The sequence below is a fragment of the Polaromonas sp. P4_F6 genome, from assembly GCF_056401275.1.
The window spans coordinates 373,769-395,748 of record NZ_JBFUJQ010000001.1 but is presented as its reverse complement, the minus strand read 5'-3'; the positions used below and the strand labels follow the sequence as shown (position 1 = coordinate 395,748).

Sequence of the window (21,980 nt, the reverse complement as noted above, 5' to 3'; positions counted from 1 at the left end):
CCGATAATCGCTTTCGTGAAGCACGCCAGGCCGCCGCTGGTGCAATCTGGGAAACCAGGCACTGGAGGAACGTCCGGACTGCACAGGACAGCGTAGGAGGTAACACCTCTCCACCGTGAGGTGAGGATCAGAGCAACAGAGACGAGTCGGCCTTGGGGTAACCCCGGACCGGGTGAAACGGGCAATCTCTACGCGCAGCAATACCAAGTAGGCCAGCGTTGATGTGGTTCCGCAGAGCTGGCGGGTAGGTAGCATTGAGCCGCGGGGGCGACCCCCGGCCCAGATTAATGGCGGTCACGCCGGGCTTTCTCCAAGGGGGCCCGGTGCACAGAATCCGGCTTATCGGCGGGCTTCACACTTTATTTTCACGGCCTCGGCGCATCCAGAGCTGGAACGCCAGGAACCCGACCACGCCCACATTGAGCAGCAGCACGCCGGCATTGATGGCGCCGGGCCGGTGCGCCAGGTGGGCCACTTCGAGCGGGATGTAAAGCGCGCCCGACAGCGCGCCCAGCCATTCGGCCCAGGTTTTTTCCTTCCACAGTCCCCAGGCCTCCAGGAAGCGCACGGCGATATACGCCAGCGCCACCGGCGCAAGCGTGCGCAGGTTGATCGCACTCAGCAGGTCGGCGTAGTGCAGCAGCAGCGTGGGATAGGGCAGCGCCGGGTCGAGGTGAAAGCGCCATAGCAGCGCCACGGCCAGCCGGTGGATGTCGTGGTGCAGCAGCTCCAGCAGGCCTATGCCGGCCGCCAGCGCGGCCAGGCCCTTGGCGGCCTCAAAAACGGCAATGGCGCGCAGGGCGCGCCTGCGGCCTGCCGGCGGGATCGTATTGCCGGGAGTCATGCAGGCGCCGCGCAGGGGTAAAACCGGCGGCGCCCGAGGCGAATGGCCTTACTTCGAGGCGGCGGCCGCGGGGGCCTTGGCGCCTGCGGCAGGCGCGCCGAAGTACTGGGTGTAGATCTTGTCGTAGGTGCCGTCGGTCTTGATGTCGGCCAGGCCCTTGTTGAGTTTTTCCAGCAGTTCGGTGTTGCCCTTCTTGACGGCCAGGCCGTACTGCTCGGCGGCGAAGCTGGCGTCGCTGATGGTCTTGAAGTTCGCGCCGCTGTTGTTGTTGACGTAGTGCACCACCACGCCGTTGTCGGCCACCACGGCGTCCACGCCGCCGGCTTCGAGTTCTTTCAGCGCCAGCGGCGTCGATTCAAAACGCTTGATGTTGGCGCTGTCCTTGCCTTGCAGCTTGGACACCACTTCATCGCCCGTGGTGCCGTTCTGCACGCCGACCTTGAGTTTTTTCAGGTCGTTGAACTTGGCGATCTTCGAGTCCTTCTTCACGGCGATCAGCTGCTGCGCGTCGAAGTAGGGCGTCGAAAAATCCATGGTCTGCTTGCGCTCGGCCGTGATGGTGATGGACGACACCAGCAGGTCACGGTCGCCCTGGGCGAGGGTGTTGAAGATGCCTTCCCACGGCGTGTTCACGAATTTCACTTCGATACCGGCTTTTTGCGCCACGGCCTTGACGACCTCGATGTCGAAACCGACGATCTCGCCTTTTTCATTCTGCGATTCAAAGGGTGCGTAGGCGGCGTCGGTACCCACCAGGTAGACCTTGGCGGCCGGCGCGGGCGCGGAGGCTGCGGGCGCCGATGCGCCGGCGGCGGGCGCTGGGGGTTCCTGCTTGCCGCAGGCTGCCAGAACCAGGCCGGCCAGCAAAATGCCGGCGCTTTGAAGGAAATGTCGGGTCGAGATGGAAGACATGAAAACCTCGCTGAGTGTTGAAATATGTGAGTTCAAAATCCCGCGGAAAGTCGGGCTGGTGGCCCGGTTGCCGGCAGGTATGAGAAAAAAAGTATAAACCGTGACCGCCAAAAGCCAAGCAATTGGTGTGCCTGAGGCGACTGGCAGGCTTGCGGGAGCGCAGCCCTACAGATTGGCAAAGCCCTGCGACTCGATGCGTTCCACGTGCGCGAGCAGCGAGCGCTTGGCCACCGGCCAGATGCGCGGGTCCACGTCGTCGTAGGCGGCCGCGACCCAGTCGTCCATCGTGCCGTCCGGCCGGGCCCGCATCACGCCGATGATCTTGGCCTCGCGCTTGAGGCGGTGCGCCTTGAGCTGGGCAATCGCGGTTTTGGCCGCGCCGATCACATAACCGTGCGCCGGGGCGATGAATTCAATCCGGTGTTCGTCGCAGGCCGCGCTGAGCGCATCCAGCGACTCAAGGTAGGCGTTCATGTCGCCGTCCGGCGGGTCTATGACCGTGGTGCTGCCGTTGAGGATGTGGTCGCCGCTGAACAGCAGGCCGTCTTCCTCCAGCACCAGGCAGACATGGTTGGCCGCATGGCCGGGGGTGTGAAGCGCCTTCAGCGTGTGGATGGTGGTTTCACCGTCCGGTCCTTGTCCTGAAAGCGTGAGGCGTTCCCGGTGTTGCAGCGCCCGGTCCGGCGTGAAGGCGCTGGCGCTGCGCGCGGTGGGCGCCGAAGGCAGGCCCAGGATGGGCGGGGCCGTGCGGCACAAGGCCTGCAGCGGTTTGGCCCCGGGGGAATGGTCGGGGTGCGAGTGCGTGCAGACAATCATGCGGATATCGCCGCCGGCCGCCTGCCAGAGGCGCTGCAGGTGTTCGTGGTCGGCCGGCCCCGGGTCGATCACGATGTAGCCGGTGCTCGCGTCGCCGACAAGGTAGCTGTTGGTGCCCGGCCCGGTCATCACACCCGGGTTGGGGGCGGTCAGGCGGCTCACATTGCGCAGCAGCGCCACCGGCCGCGCGCTTTGCCAGTCCAGCGTGTGCACGATCTGCCCGTCGGGGCAGGTCAGCGCGAGTTCGCCGTAGGGCGCTTCATGCTCCATATAGCGCGCTTCCTTGCCGCCCAGCAGGCCGGCGCGTGGGCAGGAGGTCCACAGCGGGATTTCGGACGCGCAGGCGGCCAGCACCGCGTCGACATCGGTATGGTGCCGCAGCTTTTCCAGCGTGCGTATGGTGGGAAAGATGATGAAAAAATCGCCCGCCGCATGCCGCGCCAGCGCATCAGCCGGCCGTACCCAGACCGGCTCGAACTGCTCGGCCTCGTCGGCCACCGGGTTCTGGCCCTCGGGCATGCGCGCAACCAGAAAGGGCACGTCGAAGCGCCGCGGCAGGTCGCGGTCGGTGATCCAGTGCGCCAGCACAAACACCTCGTCGCCCGCCAGCGTGAGGCCGCGCTCGCGGCATTGCGCGGCAAAGGGTGCCTTGCGGTCCAGGGCCGCGATGTCCGCCGTGCTGGCATGGCTGCCATCCGCATGGCGCGCGAGTAGCACGCCCAGCTCCTCAAAACTTTCGCGGATCGCCGCGATGGCCTGGGTCAGGTGCAGATCGCTTTGCGTGGCCCGCCGCGTGGACTGGGCGTGCGCCGCCGCATCCGCCGCATCGATGCCGCCACCGGGGAAGACATACGCACCCGGCGCGAAGCTGGCCGTCATGGAGCGGCGCGTCATCAGCACCTCGATGCCCTGGGGCGTGTCGCGCAGCAGCAGGACGGTGGCTGCAGGGCGCAATGGGGCGGGGTCGCGGTGAGGATGCAGTTGTTGGGAAGGGCGGGGCATTTTTGGATTATGGCTTCTGGGACCGGCCGGATAGAAAGAACCACAGATAATCCCCTGATGCGAATCCGATTCACCAAAATGCAAGGCGCGGGCAACGATTTCGTCATGCTCGACGAAACCCGGCGCCCGCTGGGCCTGAGTACCGCGCAGTACCGTTTCCTCGCCGACCGCCATTTTGGCGTCGGCGCCGACCAGATCCTCACGGTGCGGCCTTCGCCCGCGGAAGGCATTGATTTCGAGTACGTGATCCACAACGCCGACGGCGGCGAGGTGGAACAGTGCGGCAATGGGGCGCGCTGCTTTGTGCGTTTTGTGCGCGAGCAGGGGCTCACGAGCAAGGACGTCGTGCGAGTCAAGACCCTGAGCGGCATCATCGAGCCGCGCATGCAGGCCGATGGGCGCGTCACGGTCGACATGGGGGCGCCGGTGTTTGAGCCGGTGCGCGTCCCGTTTGACGCGGCCGGCCTGGCGCCCGTGGCGCAGGGTTCATGGGAGAAATGGCCGTTGGCATTGCCGGGGCAGGCGCAGGCGGCGCCGCTTTTGATAGGCGCGCTGTCCATGGGCAATCCGCATGCGGTGCAGCTGGTGGGCGACGTCGATACCGCGCCGGTGCTGCAAACCGGCCCGCTGATCGAGAACCATGCGCGCTTTCCGCGCCGCGTGAACGCCGGCTTTATGCAGGTGGTCTCGCGCGGGCAGATTCGCCTGCGCGTCTACGAGCGCGGCGTGGGTGAGACGCTGGCCTGCGGCACGGGCGCCTGCGCCGCCGTGGTGGCGGGCATACGCTGGGGTCTGCTGGACGCGAAAGTGGATGTCATGACGCGGGGCGGCCAGCTGACCATCGAATGGCCGGGCAAGCTCGATGCGCCTGTCATGATGACGGGGCCGGCGACCACGGTGTTCGAGTCCGAGATCGACATTCCCGACGGAGTCTGAAAACGGTCTTTCCACGAAAGCGGATGTAACGCGGGCACCCTGCGCCTTTGCGTTCGCCACAAAACTGAGGACAATCCCCGACATGAATCCAACCGAACATCCCATCACCGAAGACGACATCGCCAATTTCCTGGCCAACACGCCCGATTTCTTCGAGCGCCATGCCGAGTTGCTGGCTTCGGTGCAGCTGTCCAGCGGCCACGGCAACCGCGCCGTCAGCCTGCAGGAGCGCCAGGCGCTGATGCTGCGTGAAAAAATCAAGGGCCTGGAAACACGCATGGTCGAGATGATCCGCCACGGCCAGGACAACGTCGGCATCGCCGACAAGATGCAGCGCTGGACGCGCAAGCTGCTGCAGGCTGCGCAGGCGCGCGACCTGCCGGGCGCGGTGGTCGAAGGCATCACCACCGAGTTCCTGATCCCGCAGGCCGCGATCAAGGTCTGGGACGTGAACGGTATTTTTTCGGACGAAAGTTTCGCCACCGGCGTGAGCGAGGACGCCAAGGCCTTTGCTTCCTCGCTGGGCGCGCCTTATTGCGGCGTCAATTCGGGCTTTGAGGCCGCGGGCTGGCTGCCTGAGCCCGCGGTGGCACTGTCGATGGCGATGATTCCGCTGCGCGCCGCGCCGGGTGCGGATGCGTCCGGCCTGCTGGTGCTGGCCTCGCCCGACCCCGAGCGCTTTCACAGCGGCATGGGCACCGACTTCCTCGAGCGCCTGGGCGAACTCGCCAGCGCGGCGCTGACACGGCTGCGGCCCCAGCTGGCGGCCGCCGAATAAACACCACGGCCATGGCGCAGGCACCCTCTCCCGCGCCGGACATTGCGCCCGAAGCCGGCGGCCCGGTGCCGCCCTCGCACCCGCTGGTCGAGCGCTACCTCGAGCATGTGCGCGTGGAAAAACGCCTGGCCTCGCGCACCGTGGAGCTGTATGCGCTGGACCTGCAAAAGCTCGAGGCCAACGCCGGCCAGGCCGGCGTGGCGCTGACCGAGGTGCAAAACATCCACATGCGGCGCTGGGTCGCGCAGATGCACGGCGCCGGGCGCAGCGGCCGCGGCATCGCGCTGATCCTCTCGGGCTGGCGCGGTTTTTACACCTGGCTGGGCCGTGAGGGCCTGATCAAGGGCAACCCGGTGCAGGACGTGCGCGCCCCCAAGGCCGCCAAGCCCCTGCCCAAGGCGCTGAGCGTGGACGAGGCCGTGCAGCTGGCCGCCTATAACGCCGACGCCGCCCAAGGTGACCCGATGCTGGCGCTGCGTGACCAGTGCATCACCGAGCTGCTCTACGGCTGCGGGCTGCGCATCGCCGAGCTTGTGGGGCTGGACGTGCGGGCCAGTGCCCAGGCGCGCGGCTGGATAGACCTGGATGCGGCCGAGGCCCATGTGCTCGGCAAGGGTTCCAAGCGGCGCAGCGTGCCGGTGGGCCATGCGGCCTTGCAGGTGCTGCGGCAGTGGCTGGCGGCACGCAGCGGCTGGGCGCGCGAGGACCATGCCCTGTTCATCAACCAGCGCGGCACGCGCCTGACGCCGCAGCACATACGCGTGCGCCTGAAGCAGCGCTCGCTGAAGGCCGGGCTGGCCACGCCGGTGCACCCGCACATGCTGCGCCATTCCTTCGCCAGCCACGTGCTGCAATCCAGCGGCGACCTGCGCGCGGTGCAGGAATTGCTGGGCCACGCCAACATCACGACCACGCAGGTCTACACACGGCTGGATTTCCAGCACCTGGCCAAGGTGTATGACGCGGCGCATCCGCGGGCGGTGTCCAAGGCCGGCACGGGCATGCCGGCGCTGCCTGTTGAAGCCGGCCATGACCTGAAAGCGGCTCAAAAAACCGCGGGCCCGGCCAAGGGCAAAACCTGAGCGGGCCGCTCAGGCCGCCTTGGGCCGGTCGCGCCGCACCGGCCGCAAGGGCTGCGGCTCCCCGAGCATGAACACCGCGCGCTTGCCCTCGGCGGGCGCGGCGGCCAGGCGTTCTTCGAGCTGCGTCAGCAGGCCCTGCGCATTGGTGCCCTGGTAGGGCACCAGCGCATAGGCCACGTGCACCTGCGCCACGCAGTCCACATGCAGGCCCTTGTAGGGCATCAGGCAGCGCGCCACGATGCGCGGGCCCAGCGTGCCGGCGTCTTCGGCGTTGAACGGGCCTTCCACCAGCATGCCGAAGCGCCGCTCCGACAGCCGTGCGGCGCTGTCGATTTCGCGCGCGGTGGACAACAGGCGTTCGGCCACGCGCAGCGGCAGCTCCTCGGCCGCCTTGCGCCCGAAGTCGCGCTGGATCTGCTCGGTGTTGACCAGGTCGATGATCATCACCGCGCTCTGGTGGCGCAGCCGCTCGGAGCGCGCGATCATGCGGATCAGGCGTTCGGCGAACACATGGCCGTTGATCAGGCCGGTGGCCGGGTCGACCCGGTCCAGGCCCTGGATGCGGCGTATGTTTTCGCGGCGCTGCTGGCTGCGCAGCATCAGCACCAGCATGACGATGGGCAAGTGCAGCGCCACGCCCAGCTGCATGCCGTGCTGGGTCAGAAAGCCTATGGGCACCAATTCGGCGTTGCGCGCCATGGTCCAGCCGGCGGCGACCAGCACGGGCACATAGGCCAGCATCAGCCAGGGCGCGAAGCGGTCGCCGCGCCGCCAGGCCCAGCCCATGACCAGCATGCCGCTGAACTGCAGGATCAGCATGATGGGGATGAACACGTCCATGCGGGCGGCTGCCGGCAGCAGCGCCAGCAGCACCGCGACCAGCGTGCCCAGCACGGCCTGGCCCACCATCAGCCAGTGCAGGCGCGGCGAGCGCTCGGGCAGGGCCACGGCCGCGGAAATGAAGAGCAGCGTGGCCGAGACCGTCAGCATGGGCAGCACCGAGGTCGCGACGTCGCTCCAGCCGGGCCAGGCCGGCCACAGGTGCAGGCCGGCGATGCCGGTGACGGTGGCCTGGGTCAGCGCCAGCAAGGTCACGCACAGTGCATAAAAACCATAGGCGGTGTCGCGCAGCGACACGGCGCCCAGTGCCGAGATCAGCGCGGCCAGGCCGGCCAGGCCGAAGAAAATGCCCAGGATCAGCGAGACGCGCTGCTCGGAGTAGCTGAGCCGGCCTTCGCTGATGAACTGCAGCGGGGCGCTGAAGGCGTGGCCGTTTTCCAGGCGCAGCAGGTAATTGGAGGGGGTTTCGGCCGACAGCGCGATGGGCAGCAGCGGGTGGCGGTGCGGCACCGGCCATTTGTTGACCGCCACCAGGTCGCCGGCGCGCTGCTCGTTCCACTGGCCAGCACCGTCCAGCGTGTACAGCGACGCCCGGTCTATGGACGGGTAGGGCACCTCGAGGTACCAGCGCTCGCTGTCGGGCGCGGGCGGCACGTTGAAGCGCACCCACATCGAGGAACCGCTGGTGACCGGGTAGATCGCGTCGGCGCGCGTCGGCTTCCACGGAATGTCGGGCGTGGCGGCGACCTGCTCGGGCGTGAACTTGCCCGTGCTGTCTATCCAGTAGTCGCCCCAGTCCTGCAGTGCCACCGGCTGTATCTGGGCGTCCAGGTCCAGCACCGTGCGCGAGCGGGCGTCCAGGCTGGTGAGCGCCAGCAGCGAGCCCATCAGCAGGCTCATCGCCAGGCCCAGCAACAGGGTGCGTATGGCCGCAGGCCTGCGAACCACAGCGCCCGCAAATGGCCCGGTTTTCTTTAGTTGCAGGAAAAAGTAATCAAAAATCATTAATTTACGATTGTCTCAAACTTTCTGGTGAACGACCGCCACGAGTTTAGGGAGCTGTTTCGGTGGCTGTTGTGCGAGGGATGGCGCGGTCGCACAGGGCTTGTACAGCCTGCCACGACAATAGCACCATGAAAACACTTCGATTGCGCGATGGCAAGGAGCGCTCCCTGCTGCGGCGCCACCCCTGGATTTTTGACGGTGCCATTGCCAAGGGCGGCGGCGATGCCGGCGAAACGGTGCGGGTGGAAAGCCATGACGGCCAGTTCCTGGGCTGGGCGGCCTTCAGCCCGGCCTCCAAGATCCGCGCGCGGGTCTGGAGTTTTGACGAGGCCCAGCGCATAGACGCGGCTTTTTTCGCGGCCCGCATCGCCCAGGCCCTGAAGGCCAGGGAGCGCTTCGATATCCAGAGCGATGGCCGGCGCCTGGTCCACGGCGAATCCGACGGCTTGCCGGGCCTGGTGGTGGACCGCTACGGCGACACCCTGGTGGCCCAGTTTTCCAGTTGCGGCGCGGAAAAGTGGAAAAGCGTGATCGTCGACGCCTTGCTGGCCCAGACCGGGCTGACCCGCCTCTATGAGCGTTCCGACGCGAGTTCCCGCGCGCTGGAGGGCCTGCCGGAAGTCACCGGATGGCTCAAAGGCTCGGGCGAGACCGGCATCACCATCAGCGAACACGGCTGGAAACTCAGCCTGGATATCGCCGAAGGCCACAAGACCGGCTTTTACCTGGACCAGCGCGACAGCCGGCAGAAGTTCGCCGCCTACACGCGGCGGTTGCAGTTCGGCCAGGTCCTCAACTGCTACTGCTACACCGGCGGCTTTACCGTGGCCGCGCTGGCCGGCGGCGCCGGGCACGTCACTTCCATTGATTCGTCAGCCCCGGCGATTGAGCGGGCCCGGGCCAATGTGGCGCTCAACGGCTTTGACGCCGGCCGCACCACCTTGCTCGACGCCGACGTGAACGCCTCGCTGCGCCAGTACCAGAAGGAGGGCCGGACCTTCGACGCCATCGTGCTGGACCCGCCCAAGTTCGCGCCCACCGTGACGCACGCCGAACGTGCCGCCCGCGCCTACAAGGACATCAACCGCCTGGCGCTGTCCATCCTGTCGCCGGGCGGCGTGCTGTTCACCTATTCGTGCTCGGGTGGCATCAGCGCCGACCTGTTCCACAAGATCGTGGCATCGGCCGGCACGGACGCCGGTGTGGACGCCTTTATTTCGGAGCGTATGGGCGGCGCGCCTGACCACCCCATGACGGTGGCCTTCCCGGAAGGCGAATACCTCAAGGGGCTGGTGTTGGTGAAACGGGCGGCCGGCTAGGGCTTGACAGCCTCTGTAAAGTAACTGTTGGCCGAGGTGGTATTCGCCGCGCCCCTGTGAAGGGCTTGAAGCCACCGCTAAACTCCCCAGCTTGGGTTTTCGCGGCCCGCCCGCCTTCCCGCAACCTTCCGTTTTTAGGTAGACACCATGAGCTTGATCCCCGTCACCATACTCACCGGCTTTCTGGGCTCCGGCAAGACCACGCTGCTCAAGCGCGTGCTGACCGAGGCGCACGGCCAGAAGATCGCCGTCATCGAGAATGAATTCGGCGAGGAAAACATCGACAACGACATCCTGGTCAACGACACCACGGAAAACATCATCCAGATGAACAACGGCTGCATCTGCTGCTCCATCCGCGAAGACCTGCGGGAGACGCTGCAATTGCTGGCCGCCAAGAAACGCAAGGGGCTGCTCGACTTCGACCGCGTGGTGATAGAAACCACGGGCCTGGCCGACCCCGGCCCGGTGGCGCAGACCTTTTTCATGGACGAGGAAGTCGCCGAGCAGTACCTGCTGGATTCCATCCTGACCCTGGTGGACGCCAAGCACGCCACCGGCCAGCTCAACGACCGCCAGGAGGCGCGCCGCCAGGTTGGTTTCGCCGACCAGATCTTCATCAGCAAATCGGACCTGGTCGCCAAGAAGGAAGTCGACGCGCTGATGCACCGACTCAAGCACATGAACCCGCGCGCCCCGCAGACCGCCGTGCATTTCGGCGAAGTGGCGATCAAGGACGTGTTCGACCTGCGCGGCTTCAACCTCAATGCCAAGCTGGACATAGACCCCGATTTCCTCAAGGAAGACGAGCACGCCGGCCACGACCACGACCATGAACACGGCGAGCATTGCGACCACCCCTCCCATGCCCATGACGGGCATGAGGGCCACGGCCACCATCACCACCATGACGACGACGTCAAGAGTTTTGTCTTCCGCTCCGACAAGGCCTTCAGCCCGGCCAAGCTCGAGGATTTTCTGGGCGCGGTGGTCAATATCTACGGCCCGCGCATGCTGCGCTACAAGGGCGTGCTGAACATGGAAGGCACCGACCGCAAGGTGATCTTCCAGGGCGTGCACCAGCTCATGGGCAGCGACCTGGGGCCCGCCTGGGCCGAGGGCGAGAAGAAAAACAGCAAGATGGTGTTCATCGGCATCGACCTGCCCAAAGATATTTTTGTGCAGGGCCTGGAGCAGTGCCTGGTTTGAGGTAGGCTGTCCGCCTGTAGCCTAATAAAAGGCGGAGGGCTTCATGTTTGTCTCGATTCTCCAACGATTTGTTTTTTGGGTGTCACAGGGCGCTGGCGAGCCGCTACAATCGCGCGCCGACCAAAATACCCAAAAAATCGAATTGGGAGGCCAGTCAGGTATAAAACCGGTTAAAAAGCGGGTTGAGGGCCGCGATTTAGCGGTTTTCATGACTGGCAAACAACGGATAAGGCAGACAAACCAGGAAATCTGGCTACAGCTAGGGTTGGATTGCCGCACTGCGGCAGTTTGGCCAGGAAGCCGCCCTAGAGGCCTCAGGGCCGTTCCAGGGCTGCTTTCCAGAGGAGACACATTGTGAAAGCCCCAGCGAAGAAGACCAAGACACCCGCCAAGGCTGCAGCCAAACCGGCCGCCAAGACAGCCGTGAAAGCCAAGCCGGCGGCCAAAGCCGCCGCCAAAGCCGTGAAAAAAGTTGCCAAGCCTGTCGCCAAAGCCAAGCCGGCGCCCAAACCCGCCGCGAAAAAGGCCGTCAAGCCGGTGCCCAAGGCTGCAGCCCCCAAAAAACCTGCCGCAGCCGTCAAGAAAACCGCTGCCAAGCCTGTGCCTTCCAAGGCCAAGGCCGTCGCCAAACCCGCAAAGCCAGTGCCCAAAACCACACCGAAACCCGCCGCAAAACCGGTTGCCAAACCTCCTGTGGTGAAAGCCGCCGCCAAACCCGCGGCCAAGCCAGCCGTGGTTGCCCCCGTGCCGGCGCCGGCTCCCGCTCCCGCGGTGTCCGGGCTGATGGCTCCGCCTCCCCTGAAACCCGGGCGGCGCAGCTCGGCCCGGGTTGCCACCCAATCACCCCCTCCCGCACCCATGGTGCCAACCCATGCGCCCGACGCAGCCAAAGCCAGTTACTCCACAATGACCGAACGCGTGATCGCGCCGCCACCCCAGGCGGCGGCCAAAAAAGACCCCAAGCTTGCCAACAACTGGAAGACCAAATCCGCCGAGCAGCTGACGGACGACGAAGTCAAGGCCATGCCCGACTCCGAGTACATGAACGAAAAGCAGCTGGCCTTCTTTCGCCACAAGCTGTCGGTGCTCAAGCAGGACATCCACAACAGCGCCGGCGAAACCACCGAGCACCTGCGTGAAGACACCGTCGTGGTGCCCGACCCGGCCGACCGCGCCACCATCGAGGAAGAGCATGCCCTTGAATTGCGCACCCGCGACCGCGAGCGCAAGCTGCTCAAGAAAATCGAGCAATCCATCGCCCGCATCGACTCCGGCGACTACGGCTACTGCGACGAGACCGGCGAACCCATCGGTGTGGGCCGGCTGATCGCCCGTCCCACGGCGAATCTGTCCCTGGAAGCCCAGCAGCGCCGGGAACTCAAGCAAAAGATGTTTGGCGATTGACGCCAGGCTACCGATAGAAGTATTTTTAGTCGTCCGACCATGTCCAAAGAAGATACCGCTTCAGGCCTGCTGTCCAAGATGGTGAAGTTCGTCCGGAATCCGGCCACGAACTGGGCCGACCTGGACGCGGCGGCCACGGACCGGGACGAAGCCATGAGCAAGCAGCTGCTCAAGGAAATGATAGAGCGCAAGCGGCAGAACGATTTCGTGCGTAAGCGCGAATTCGACATGCTGCGCAAGATGCGCAAGCGCGAGGCCATGGTGGGCGTGGGCCAAGATCCGACCGGGCGGCCTTCCTTCTTCCAGAGCAGCATGCCGTCCAAGCCGGACGACAGGGCCACCACGCTCAAGAAGATCGACGAGATCGAAGCGCAGATGTCCATGCAGTGGTGGAAAACCAAGAATGGTGGGATTCCCGACAGCACCCCTCCGCATGCCTCGCCCACGGGCGCCAGGAACCCCTCGGTGCAGGCACCGCTGCTGGACAACGCCCTGCCGACCGCTTACCGGGCCACGGCCCCGGCGGGCCTGCAAACCCCGGGCTTTAAAAGACCCGAGCCGACGGAGGCCGCGCCGCTGGACGCTTCGCCCACCGCGCCCGACTCTTTGTCCATCGCCCTCGCGGAAGCGCGTGCCGGCGGTACGCCGGCAGCCAGGCCACCCGCCCCAAGCCCCGCTCCTGCCTCCGCCGCTCCTCCCGCGCCCGTTGGTTTGCCCGGTGGGCTGGCGGGTATCAGCGCCCGCAGCGACGATGGCAGCTCCGGTTTTTCGCATTCCAAATTCAGCGCTGTCGATGTCGATGAAGGGGTCGAGCATGACGCCGAACTCGAAGAGGCGGCCATCCGCTTTGCCAACGGCGACGACGCCGGGGCCGAAGCCGGACTGCTCGAAATCCTGGCCCCGAACGGTTCGCGCGCCGGCCATGCCGACACCTGGCTGACGCTGTTCGACCTGTACCGCGCGACGGCTCAGCAAGACAAGTTCGAAACCGCCGCCATCCAGTTCGTCGAGCGTTTTGACCGGTCGGCGCCGCAGTGGTTCTCCATGCCCGACATGGTGAAAAAACTCACCGAACCGGCGGGCGGCAAGGCCAGCAACGGTCCCGCCGCCGACTGGGTATGCCCTTCCACACTGGGCATACAGACGGTGGCCACGCTCAAGGCGGCCATGGCCAAGGCGCCCATGCCGTGGCGGCTGGACTGGAAAAACCTCAAGACCATCGAGGCTGCCGCCGTGGAGCCGCTGTACAAGGTTTTCAGCAGCTGGGCGGCCCAGCCCGTCCAACTGCGCTTCATGGGCGATGCGCAGCTTCAGAAGGTGCTGCAGGACGCCACGCCCTCGGGCAGCCGCGACACGGTCCAGACCTGGTGGCTTTTGCGCATGGAGGCGCTGCGTGTCACGCACCGGCCCGACGACTTCGAACTCGCGGCGCTCGACTTCTGCGTCACCTATGAAGTCTCCCCGCCGGCCTGGGACAGCGCGCGCTGCGAGTACAAGCCCATAGACGCCCAGGGCGGCGTTTTGAGCGGCCAGGCCATCATCGGTGACGTCTACCGCGATTCGGTGTCCTCCAGCCTCAGCGCTATCGAGGGCGACACCCAGATGGATGCGCCGAGTTCGCAGATGAGCAACCTGCTGTCGGTGGAGTTGTCCGGCCAGGTGCAGGGCGATGCGATCGCGGTGCTCGACAAGCTCGAGGCCAAGCTGATGGGCGCGGACATGATGCTGATCTCCTGCTCCAAGCTGATCCGCGTGGATTTTTCCGCTGCGGGGACGCTGCTGAACTGGGTGTCGGCCCGCGAAGCCGAGAACCGCGCCGTGCAGTTTTCCGATGTCAACCGCCTGGTGGCCGCTTTCTTCAATGTGATCGGCATCACCGAGCACGCCAGGGTCATGGTCCGCGTCGACTGACGCAGTCCACGGTGTCTGGAGCCCCTGCGCAGGGGCTTGTTCAACCGGCTTGACGGCCCGAGTCACCCGCAGTGAGCCTGGCGCTGCCCGGGCTTTCCCTCTTTCACTCCTGATGGCGCGCCTCGCGCCGTGTTTTTTCGCGCTTGCCCGCAGCTCGCGCGCGCTATGCGGCTGCGAAAAAGGGAAATAGTCCCGCTTTGCGCGCTGCTGTCTTCGCCTGGGAACTCTTGCCTTAAAGCAATACTTTCATTGCATCGGCTAAGTGCTTAATTTAGAACACTTTTTGATTTTGGCTTCGCATCCAAAGAAGCTTCTAAGTCCTTGATTTCATTGAAAAAATTTGTTTCAAATCCCTTGTTTGCAAATGGTTTCCTGCTAAAGTGGGAAGAAGTGCAATTTAGTGGTGAAAAGTGTTTTCCAAAGGTTTGTAGCAGTGTTTCAAGGCGCCTCATCGTTAGCTCTCGATACCAAGGGTCGGCTCTCCGTGCCGACCCGGCATCGTGACGTGCTGAGCGCCACTGCTTCCGGCCAGCTCACCATCACCAAGCACCCGCACGGCTGCCTCATGATTTTCCCTCGCAACGAGTGGGAAAAATTCCGCGAGCGCATCGCCTCGCTGCCGATGCAGGCACAGTGGTGGAAGCGCATCTTTCTCGGCAACGCCATGGACGTGGACATGGACGCCACCGGCCGCGTGCTGGTGTCGCCTGAACTGCGCGCGGCGGCGGGCATCAGCAAGGACACGGTGCTGCTGGGCATGGGTAGCTACTTCGAGCTCTGGGATGCCGCCACCTACGCGGCCCAGGAAGCCGAACAGATGAAGGGCGAGATGCCCGATGTCTTCAGAGACTTTTCGTTCTGAAAGAAGACGGTGAACGGCACATGGATACACCGTACCGTCCTGTTGAACGAAGCCATAGCGGCGCTTCTTGTCAACCCGGACGGCCACTACGTCGACGCGACCTTCGGGCGCGGCGGCCATTCACGGCTGTTGCTGTCGCAACTCTCGCCCCAAGGGCGGCTCACCGCCTTCGACAAAGACCTCGACGCCATCGCCGAGGCGCAGACCATCACCGACCCGCGCTTTTCCATCCGCCACGAGGGTTTCATGCAACTGGGCCAGTTGCCCGCCGCCAGCGCGGCCGGCGTACTGATGGACCTGGGCGTGAGCTCGCCGCAGATCGACAATCCGGTGCGCGGATTTTCGTTTCGGCAGGAGGGGCCGCTGGACATGCGCATGGACACCACGCGTGGCCAGAGCGTGGCCGAGTGGCTGGTGGATGCATCCATAGAAACCATGGCGGAGGTGATTCGTGAATATGGCGAAGAACGGTTTGCTCAACAGATTGCAAAGGCGATTGATCGTCGCCGACAGGAACGGGGCCCTCTTCGAACCACCGCTGAGCTGGCCGAAGTCGTGGCTGGCGCGGTCAAAACCCGCGAGCCGGGCAAGGACCCTGCAACGCGCACATTTCAGGCTCTTCGGATTTTCATCAACGCCGAGCTTGAAGAGCTGCAACAGGCGCTAGCCGCGTCGCTGAAAGTTCTCCGACCGGGAGGCCGTCTGGTGGTGATCAGTTTTCATTCGCTCGAAGACCGCATCGTCAAACAGTTCATCGCCGCGCATTCGCGCGAGGTGTTCGACCGCCGCGCGCCTTTCGCCGAACCCAAGGCCATGCAGCTCAAGGCCCTGGGACGCACCAAGCCCAGCGAGCAAGAGGTCGAAGGCAACCCGCGCTCGCGCAGCGCCGTGATGCGCGTTGCCGAACGCACCGAGGTGGCCGTATGAAAGCCGGAGCACAGTCATGGCCAGGCTGAACCTCATTCTTCTTCTGGCGGTATTGGCCAGCGCGCTGTACCTCGTGCGCACCCAGTACGAGTCGCGCCGCCTTTATGTCGAGCTTGAGAAGGCAACGGCCGAGGCGCGGAAAATCGAAATGGACAACGAGCGCCTGCAGGTGGAAAAGCGCGCCCAGGCCACGCCCCTGAAGGTCGAGAAGCTGGCCAAGGAGCGCTTGCAGATGCGCACGGTGACGCCCGCCATCACCCAGTACGTGACCTACAAGGACGCCCCGGCCGCTGCGGCGACTGCTGCCATTGCGGCCTCGGCACCGGAAGGCAACAAGCCATGAGCCGCAGCGTGCTTTATTCATCCAGCCCCCTGCTGGCCAGCAAGACACCGGTCTGGCGCAGCAAGTTCATCGTGGCTGGCATCGCGCTGGCCTTTGCCGGGCTGGCCGGCCGGGCGGCCTACATCCAGATTTTCGGCAATGAGTTCTTCCAGAAGCAGGGCGAGGTGCGTTTTGCCCGCACGCTGGAGCTGCCCGCCAACCGCGGCCGCATCCTGGACCGCAACGGGCTGATCCTCGCGTCCAGCGTGCCGGCCTCTAGCATCTGGGCCATTCCCGAGGACGTCCAGGCCAGCAAGGCGCAGCTTGCCGAGCTGGCCACGCTGCTGGAAATGCCGCTGGCGGACGTCAACAAGAAGCTGGGCGACGAGGACAAGACCTTTGTCTGGCTCAAGCGCCAGGTCGACGAACCGGTGGCGCAAAAAATCCACGCCATCGGCATCAAGGGCATTTACCAGCGCAAGGAATACAAGCGCCAGTATCCCGAAGGTGAAACCACGGCCCACGTGGTGGGCTTTACCAACGTCGAGGACCGCGGCCAGGAAGGCATTGAGCTGGCCTTCAACAAGGACCTGGCGGGCAAGGCCGGTTCGCGCCGCGTGATCAAGGACCGCCTGGGCCGTGTCGTGGAGGACGTCGGCGAGCAGATGCCTCCCGTCGAAGGCAAGGACATCCAGCTGAGCATAGACAGCAAGGTGCAGTTCTTCGCCTACCAGAAGCTGCGCGACGCGGTCATCGCGCGCAAGGCCAAGGCCGGCAGCGTTGTGGTGCTCGACTCCACCACCGGCGAGGTGCTGGCGCTGGTGAACTATCCCAGTTACGTGCCCGACAGGCGGAAAAACCTGACCGGCGAGCAATTGCGCAACCGGGCCCTCACCGACACCTTCGAACCCGGCTCCACGATGAAGCCGATCACGGTGGCCATGGCGCTGGAAGCCGGGCGCATCAAGCCGCAAACCATCATCGAAACCGGTCCCGGCCGCTACAGCCTGGGCGGCTTCACCATCAGCGACACCCACAACTACGGGACGCTGACGGTAGAGGGCGTCATCCAGAAATCCAGCAACGTCGGGGCGCTAAAGATCGCCCAGAAGATGAGCCCGCAGGAAATGTGGGAAACCTACATGGCGCTGGGTTACGGGCAAAAACCGCAGATCCAGTTCCCCGGCGCGGTCACGGGGCGTGTGCGGCCCTGGAAGACCTGGCGTCCCGTCGAGCAGGCGACCATGGCCTACGGCTACGGCCTGTCGGCCTCGCTGTTCCAGATGGCGCACTCCTACACCGCGTTCGCGCACGACGGCCAGATCATTCCCGTCACCATGCTCAAGAGCAGCGAGCCCGCGGTGGGCGTGCAGGTTTTTTCCGCAGCCAATGCGCATGCCGTTCGCCGCATGCTGCAGATGGCCGCCGCCCCCGGCGGCACCGGCCCGCTGGCGCAAACAGTCGGCTATTCGGTGGGCGGCAAGTCGGGAACCGCGCACAAGCAGGTCGGCAAAGGTTATGCCACCAACAAATACCGCGCCTGGTTCACCGGCATGGCGCCCATAGAGGCCCCGCGCATCATCGTCGGCGTGATGATCGACGAGCCCAGCGACGGCAACTACTTCGGCGGCGTGGCCGCCGCGCCCGTTTTCAGCGAGGTCGTGCAGCAGACCCTGCGCATGATGGGCGTGCAGCCCGACATGAGCGTCAAGCCGCAAATCACCACCCAGGCTGTGGAGGAGTCGTTTTGAGCACGCAGCTGCACACCCCTGAGCAGGCCGCCGGCTGGCTGCGCGAGCGCGTGAGCGGCAGCCTGCGCACGGACAGCCGCAAGCTCGCCCGGGGCGACGGTTTTATCGCCTGGCCCGGCGCCGCCACCGATGGGCGCAGATTCGTGGGGGCCGCGCTGGAAGCGGGCGCCCTTGCCTGCCTGGTCGAGCGGGAGGGCGCGGCGGCCTACGGTTTCCAGGATGCCAAGGTCGCGGAATATGCCGGCCTCAAGGCCGCCACCGGCCCTATCGCCGCGGCTTATTTCAATGAGCCCAGCCGGCAGCTGCGCATTTGCGCCGTCACCGGCACCAACGGCAAGACCTCCACCGCCTGGTGGCTGGCGCAGGCCCAGGGCCGCCTGGGGCGCAAATGCGGCCTCATCGGCACGCTGGGCACGGGCGAGCCCGGTGCCATGGTCTCCAACGGCCTGACCACGCCCGACCCGGTGTTGCTGCAGCAGGAATTGCGGCGTTTCGCCGACCAGGGTTTTGTCGCCTGCGCGCTGGAGGCTTCCTCCATAGGCGTGGTCGAGCACCGCCTGGACGCGACCGCCATCGAGGTCGCCATCTTCACCAATTTCACGCAGGACCACCTCGACTACCACGCCTCCATGGAGGCCTACTGGGAGGCCAAGGCCGCGCTGTTCGGCTGGCCCGGCCTGAAGGCGGCGGTCATCAATATCGACGACGCCAAGGGCGATGAACTCAAGGACTCCCTGGCCGGCAGCGACCTGGATCTCTGGACCGTCTCCTGCACGGGCCCGGCCCGCCTGCAGGCGCGCAAGATAACGCACGGCAGCGACGGCCTGAGCTTTGAAGTGGCCGAGGGCGCCGAAAGTTATATGCTGGCCACGCGGCTGGTGGGCCAGTACAACGTGTCCAACCTGCTGGGCGTGCTGGGAGCCCTGCGCGCCATGGGGGTGCCGCTGGCCGACGCGGTGAAGGCCTGCACCGACCTGCTGCCGGTGCCCGGCCGCACCGAGACCCTGGCCGTACCGGGCCGGCCGCTGGTGGTCATCGATTACGCCCACACGCCCGACGCGCTCGAGAAAGTGCTGCTGGCGCTGCGGCCGGCGGCGGCGCGCCGTGGCGGCCAGCTCTGGTGCGTGTTCGGCTGCGGCGGCGACCGCGATGCCACCAAGCGCCCGCTGATGGCGGCCGTGGCCGAAAAAAATGCCGACCAGGTGGTGGTCACCAGCGACAACCCGCGCAGCGAGAACCCGCTGGCCATCATCTGCCAGGTGCTGCTGGGCCTGAGCCACCGCGACGCCGTGCATGTGCAGGCCGACCGGGCGGCAGCCATCACGCACGCCTTGAGCCTGGCCGGTCCCGACGACGTGGTGCTGCTGGCGGGCAAGGGCCACGAAAGTTTTCAGGAAATCGGCGGCGCCAAGCTGCCTTTCTCCGACCGCGAACATGCGCAGGCGGCGCTCGATGCCCTGGCCGCCGCGCCGCAAGGAGGCCGGCCATGATGCGCCTGCAGCAAGCCCTTGACTGGCTGCCCGGTGCCCGGTTGGTGGGCGATGCCGGCGTGCAGGCCTTGCGCGTCAACACCGACACGCGCAGCCTGCAGGCCGGCGACCTGTTTGTGGCGCTCAAGGGCGAACGTTTCGACGCGCATGATTTCCTCGCCCAGGCCAAGGCGCAAGGCGCTGTCGCGGCGATTGCCCACCATGGGCTGGCAGAGGCCGGCCTGCCGGGGCTGGAAGTGGCCGACACGCGCCTGGCACTGGGGCGGCTGGCCGCGGGCTGGCGCTCGCAGTTCCGCCTGCCGCTGGTGGCGGTCACAGGCAGCAACGGCAAAACCACCGTCACGCAGATGATCGCCTCGATACTGCGCGCCTGGAAAGCCGACAAGGCCTTCGCCACCGAAGGCAACCTCAACAACGACATCGGCGTGCCGCTCACGCTGCTGCGCCTGTCGGCCGCGCACGAGGCGGGTGTGGTCGAGCTCGGCATGAACCATCCCGGCGAGATCGCCTACCTGGCCGAACTGAGCAGGCCCACCGTCGCGCTGGTCAACAACGCGCAGCGCGAACACCTGGAATTCATGGCCACGGTGGAAGCGGTGGCGCGTGAAAACGGCTCGGTGTTCGAGTCGCTGGATACGGCCGGTACGGCGGTCTTCCCGGCGGACGACGATTACACCCCGCTGTGGCGCGAACTTGTGGGCCAGCGCAAGGTGCTGACTTTCGCGCTCTCGGGGGCCGCCGATGTCACCGGCAGCGCGCAATGGGAGAACGGCTGCTGGAAAGTGGCCGCCGCCACGCCGGCCGGTGCGGCGGAATTTTCGCTGCACATCGCCGGCCGGCACAACGTCAAGAACGCGCTGGCCGCCACAGCGTGCGCGCTGGCGGCCGGTGTGCCGCTGGCCGCCATCTGCGCGGGCCTTTCGGCCTTTGTGCCGGTCAAGGGCCGCTCGCGCGCCATTGCCGTGGCCCTGCCGGGCCGGGTGCTGACGCTGGTTGACGACAGCTACAACGCCAATCCCGATTCCATGCGCGCCGCGCTGGAGGTCCTGGCCGAACTGCCCGGCCCGCGCCTGATGGTGATGGGCGACATGGGCGAGGTCGGCGACCAGGGGCCGCAGTTCCATGATGAGGCTGGACGCCATGCGCGCGCGCTGGGCATTGAAAAGCTTTTCACCCTGGGCGAGCAATCCAGACAGGCGGCGGCCGCTTTCGGCGGCGCGCAGGTTTTTGCCGGCATGGACGAACTCGCCACCGCCGTGCTGGCTGAGCTGCCCCACACCGGCAGCGTGCTGGTCAAGGGCTCGCGCTTCATGAAGATGGAACGTGTGGTCCAGGCCATCACGGCCCACGCAGATCAAACACATTACCAAAACAAGGGAGGGCCCCATGCTGCTTAGCCTGGCCCAATGGCTCCAGTCGATTTCGCCCGAGTTCGGGTTCTTCCGGGTGTTCCAGTACCTGACTTTCCGCGCCGTCATGGCCGCGCTCACGGCGCTGCTCATCGGCCTGCTCGCCGGGCCTTTTGTGATCCGGCGCCTGGTGTCGCTCAAGATCGGCCAGCCCATACGCCAGTACGCCATGCAAACGCATTTGAGCAAGAGCGGCACACCCACCATGGGCGGCGTGCTGATCCTGCTGGCCATAGGCATTTCCACACTGCTGTGGTTCGACCTGTCCAACCGCTTTGTCTGGATCGTTCTCATCGTCACCTTGGGCTTCGGCGCCATCGGCTGGGCGGACGACTGGCGCAAAGTGGTGCTCAAGGACCCGGAAGGCATGCGCTCGCGCGAGAAATACCTCTGGCAGTCCCTGATCGGCCTGGTCGCTGCGCTGTACCTGGTGTTCAGCATTTCCGAGAGCTCCAACCTGCGCGTGCTCGAACTGTTCTTCAGCTGGGTGCAGTCGGGCTTTGACGTGAACCTGCCGCCCAAGGCCGGCCTGCTGGTGCCCTTTGTGAAAGAAATCAGCTACCCGCTGGGCGTTTTCGGTTTTGTGATCCTGACCTATCTCGTGATCGTGGGCTCCAGCAATGCCGTCAACCTGACCGACGGCCTGGACGGCCTGGCCATCATGCCGGTGGTCATGGTGGGCTCGGCGCTGGGCGTGTTCGCCTATGTCACCGGCAGCTCGGTCTATTCCAAATACCTGTTTTTCCCGCACATCCCCGGCTCCGGCGAACTGCTGATCTTCTGCTCGGCCATGGCGGGTGCCGGCCTGGCCTTCCTGTGGTTCAACACGCACCCGGCCCAGGTTTTCATGGGCGACGTGGGCGCGCTGGCCCTGGGCGCCGCGCTGGGCACCATCGCCGTCATCGTGCGCCAGGAAATCGTGCTGGCCATCATGGGCGGCATCTTCGTCGTGGAGGCGCTCTCCGTGATGATGCAGGTGACCTGGTTCAAGTACACCAAGAAGCGCTACGGCGAAGGCCGGCGCATCCTCAAGATGGCGCCGCTGCACCATCACTTCGAGAAAAGCGGCTGGAAAGAAACCCAGGTGGTGGTCCGTTTCTGGATCATCACCATGCTGCTGTGCCTCATCGGCCTTTCCACCTTGAAGCTCAGGTAAACAGG

Annotated in this window: 18 protein-coding genes and 1 other RNA gene; 15 read left to right on the top strand and 4 right to left on the bottom strand. The window is 65.5% G+C overall.

What is annotated here, in order from left to right; all coding sequences use genetic code 11:
- Positions 1-17: 17 nt before the first annotated feature.
- An RNA gene (gene rnpB / locus AC1DUN_RS01870) (RNase P RNA component class A) lies at positions 18-358 on the top strand.
- On the opposite strand, the gene AC1DUN_RS01865 is transcribed toward rnpB, so the two are convergent.
- From AC1DUN_RS01865 to AC1DUN_RS01855, 3 genes are all read right to left on the bottom strand, one after another.
- Entirely contained in the window at positions 353-844 is a 492-nt protein-coding gene (locus tag AC1DUN_RS01865; protein WP_477712457.1) for a DUF2127 domain-containing protein, read from the bottom strand. The two genes, rnpB and AC1DUN_RS01865, sit on opposite strands and share 6 nt — an antisense overlap.
- Before the next feature lie 48 nt (positions 845-892).
- Positions 893-1,756: a basic amino acid ABC transporter substrate-binding protein gene (locus tag AC1DUN_RS01860; RefSeq protein ID WP_477712456.1), complete on the bottom strand. Its 864-nt coding sequence runs from the start codon at positions 1,754-1,756 to the stop codon at positions 893-895.
- A 165-nt stretch (positions 1,757-1,921) separates the two neighbouring features.
- Complete coding sequence (locus tag AC1DUN_RS01855; protein WP_477712455.1) at positions 1,922-3,574, bottom strand: MBL fold metallo-hydrolase; 1,653 nt, start codon at positions 3,572-3,574, stop codon at positions 1,922-1,924.
- Positions 3,575-3,631: 57 nt separating this feature from the next.
- On the opposite strand from AC1DUN_RS01855, the gene dapF reads away from it, so the two are divergent.
- The 3 genes from dapF (at position 3,632) to AC1DUN_RS01840 (ending at position 6,370) form a co-directional block, all read left to right on the top strand.
- Positions 3,632-4,510, top strand: a complete 879-nt coding sequence (gene dapF / locus AC1DUN_RS01850) for a diaminopimelate epimerase (protein ID WP_477712454.1) — start codon at positions 3,632-3,634, stop codon at positions 4,508-4,510.
- A gap of 82 nt (positions 4,511-4,592) precedes the next feature.
- On the top strand, positions 4,593-5,288 hold the full coding sequence (locus tag AC1DUN_RS01845) for a DUF484 family protein (protein ID WP_477712453.1): 696 nt from the start codon (positions 4,593-4,595) through the stop codon (positions 5,286-5,288).
- An 11-nt stretch (positions 5,289-5,299) separates the two neighbouring features.
- On the top strand, positions 5,300-6,370 hold the full coding sequence (locus tag AC1DUN_RS01840; protein ID WP_477712452.1) for a tyrosine recombinase XerC: 1,071 nt from the start codon (positions 5,300-5,302) through the stop codon (positions 6,368-6,370).
- Positions 6,371-6,379: 9 nt separating this feature from the next.
- Here AC1DUN_RS01840 and AC1DUN_RS01835 read toward each other — a convergent pair whose 3' ends face one another.
- On the bottom strand, positions 6,380-8,215 hold the full coding sequence (locus AC1DUN_RS01835; RefSeq protein ID WP_477712451.1) for a sensor domain-containing diguanylate cyclase: 1,836 nt from the start codon (positions 8,213-8,215) through the stop codon (positions 6,380-6,382).
- Between the two features lie 128 nt (positions 8,216-8,343).
- On the opposite strand from AC1DUN_RS01835, the gene AC1DUN_RS01830 reads away from it, so the two are divergent.
- The 11 genes from AC1DUN_RS01830 (at position 8,344) to mraY (ending at position 21,975) form a co-directional block, all read left to right on the top strand.
- Complete coding sequence (locus tag AC1DUN_RS01830) at positions 8,344-9,534, top strand: class I SAM-dependent rRNA methyltransferase (protein ID WP_477712450.1); 1,191 nt, start codon at positions 8,344-8,346, stop codon at positions 9,532-9,534.
- Between the two features lie 147 nt (positions 9,535-9,681).
- Positions 9,682-10,743: a CobW family GTP-binding protein gene (locus AC1DUN_RS01825; protein WP_477712449.1), complete on the top strand. Its 1,062-nt coding sequence runs from the start codon at positions 9,682-9,684 to the stop codon at positions 10,741-10,743.
- 354 nt (positions 10,744-11,097) lie between these two features.
- Complete coding sequence (dksA, locus tag AC1DUN_RS01820; RefSeq protein WP_477712448.1) at positions 11,098-12,147, top strand: RNA polymerase-binding protein DksA; 1,050 nt, start codon at positions 11,098-11,100, stop codon at positions 12,145-12,147.
- Between the two features lie 39 nt (positions 12,148-12,186).
- The gene (locus AC1DUN_RS01815; protein ID WP_477712447.1) at positions 12,187-14,058 is read left to right on the top strand and encodes an STAS domain-containing protein; all 1,872 of its coding nucleotides are present in this window, start codon (positions 12,187-12,189) and stop codon (positions 14,056-14,058) included.
- A gap of 433 nt (positions 14,059-14,491) precedes the next feature.
- Positions 14,492-14,920 (top strand): division/cell wall cluster transcriptional repressor MraZ, encoded by a 429-nt coding sequence (gene mraZ, locus AC1DUN_RS01810; protein ID WP_074576178.1) that lies wholly within the window; start codon positions 14,492-14,494, stop codon positions 14,918-14,920.
- 9 nt (positions 14,921-14,929) lie between these two features.
- The gene (rsmH, locus tag AC1DUN_RS01805; protein ID WP_477712446.1) at positions 14,930-15,847 is read left to right on the top strand and encodes a 16S rRNA (cytosine(1402)-N(4))-methyltransferase RsmH; all 918 of its coding nucleotides are present in this window, start codon (positions 14,930-14,932) and stop codon (positions 15,845-15,847) included.
- Positions 15,848-15,863: 16 nt separating this feature from the next.
- Positions 15,864-16,190 carry a cell division protein FtsL gene (ftsL, locus tag AC1DUN_RS01800; RefSeq protein WP_477712445.1) on the top strand — a complete coding sequence of 109 codons (327 nt, stop codon included), beginning with the start codon at positions 15,864-15,866 and terminating at the stop codon, positions 16,188-16,190.
- A complete protein-coding gene (locus AC1DUN_RS01795) occupies positions 16,187-17,920 on the top strand; it encodes a peptidoglycan D,D-transpeptidase FtsI family protein (protein WP_477712444.1) in 1,734 nt (577 codons plus the stop codon). Before ftsL ends, AC1DUN_RS01795 begins: the two co-directional genes overlap by 4 nt.
- Positions 17,917-19,410 carry a UDP-N-acetylmuramoyl-L-alanyl-D-glutamate--2,6-diaminopimelate ligase gene (locus AC1DUN_RS01790; protein ID WP_477712443.1) on the top strand — a complete coding sequence of 498 codons (1,494 nt, stop codon included), beginning with the start codon at positions 17,917-17,919 and terminating at the stop codon, positions 19,408-19,410. Before AC1DUN_RS01795 ends, AC1DUN_RS01790 begins: the two co-directional genes overlap by 4 nt.
- Positions 19,407-20,807, top strand: coding sequence for a UDP-N-acetylmuramoyl-tripeptide--D-alanyl-D-alanine ligase (locus AC1DUN_RS01785; RefSeq protein ID WP_477712442.1), 1,401 nt, complete (start codon positions 19,407-19,409; stop codon positions 20,805-20,807). The genes AC1DUN_RS01790 and AC1DUN_RS01785 overlap by 4 nt, the downstream gene beginning before the upstream one ends.
- Positions 20,797-21,975, top strand: a complete 1,179-nt coding sequence (mraY, locus tag AC1DUN_RS01780) for a phospho-N-acetylmuramoyl-pentapeptide-transferase (protein WP_477712441.1) — start codon at positions 20,797-20,799, stop codon at positions 21,973-21,975. Before AC1DUN_RS01785 ends, mraY begins: the two co-directional genes overlap by 11 nt.
- Positions 21,976-21,980: the final 5 nt, after the last annotated feature.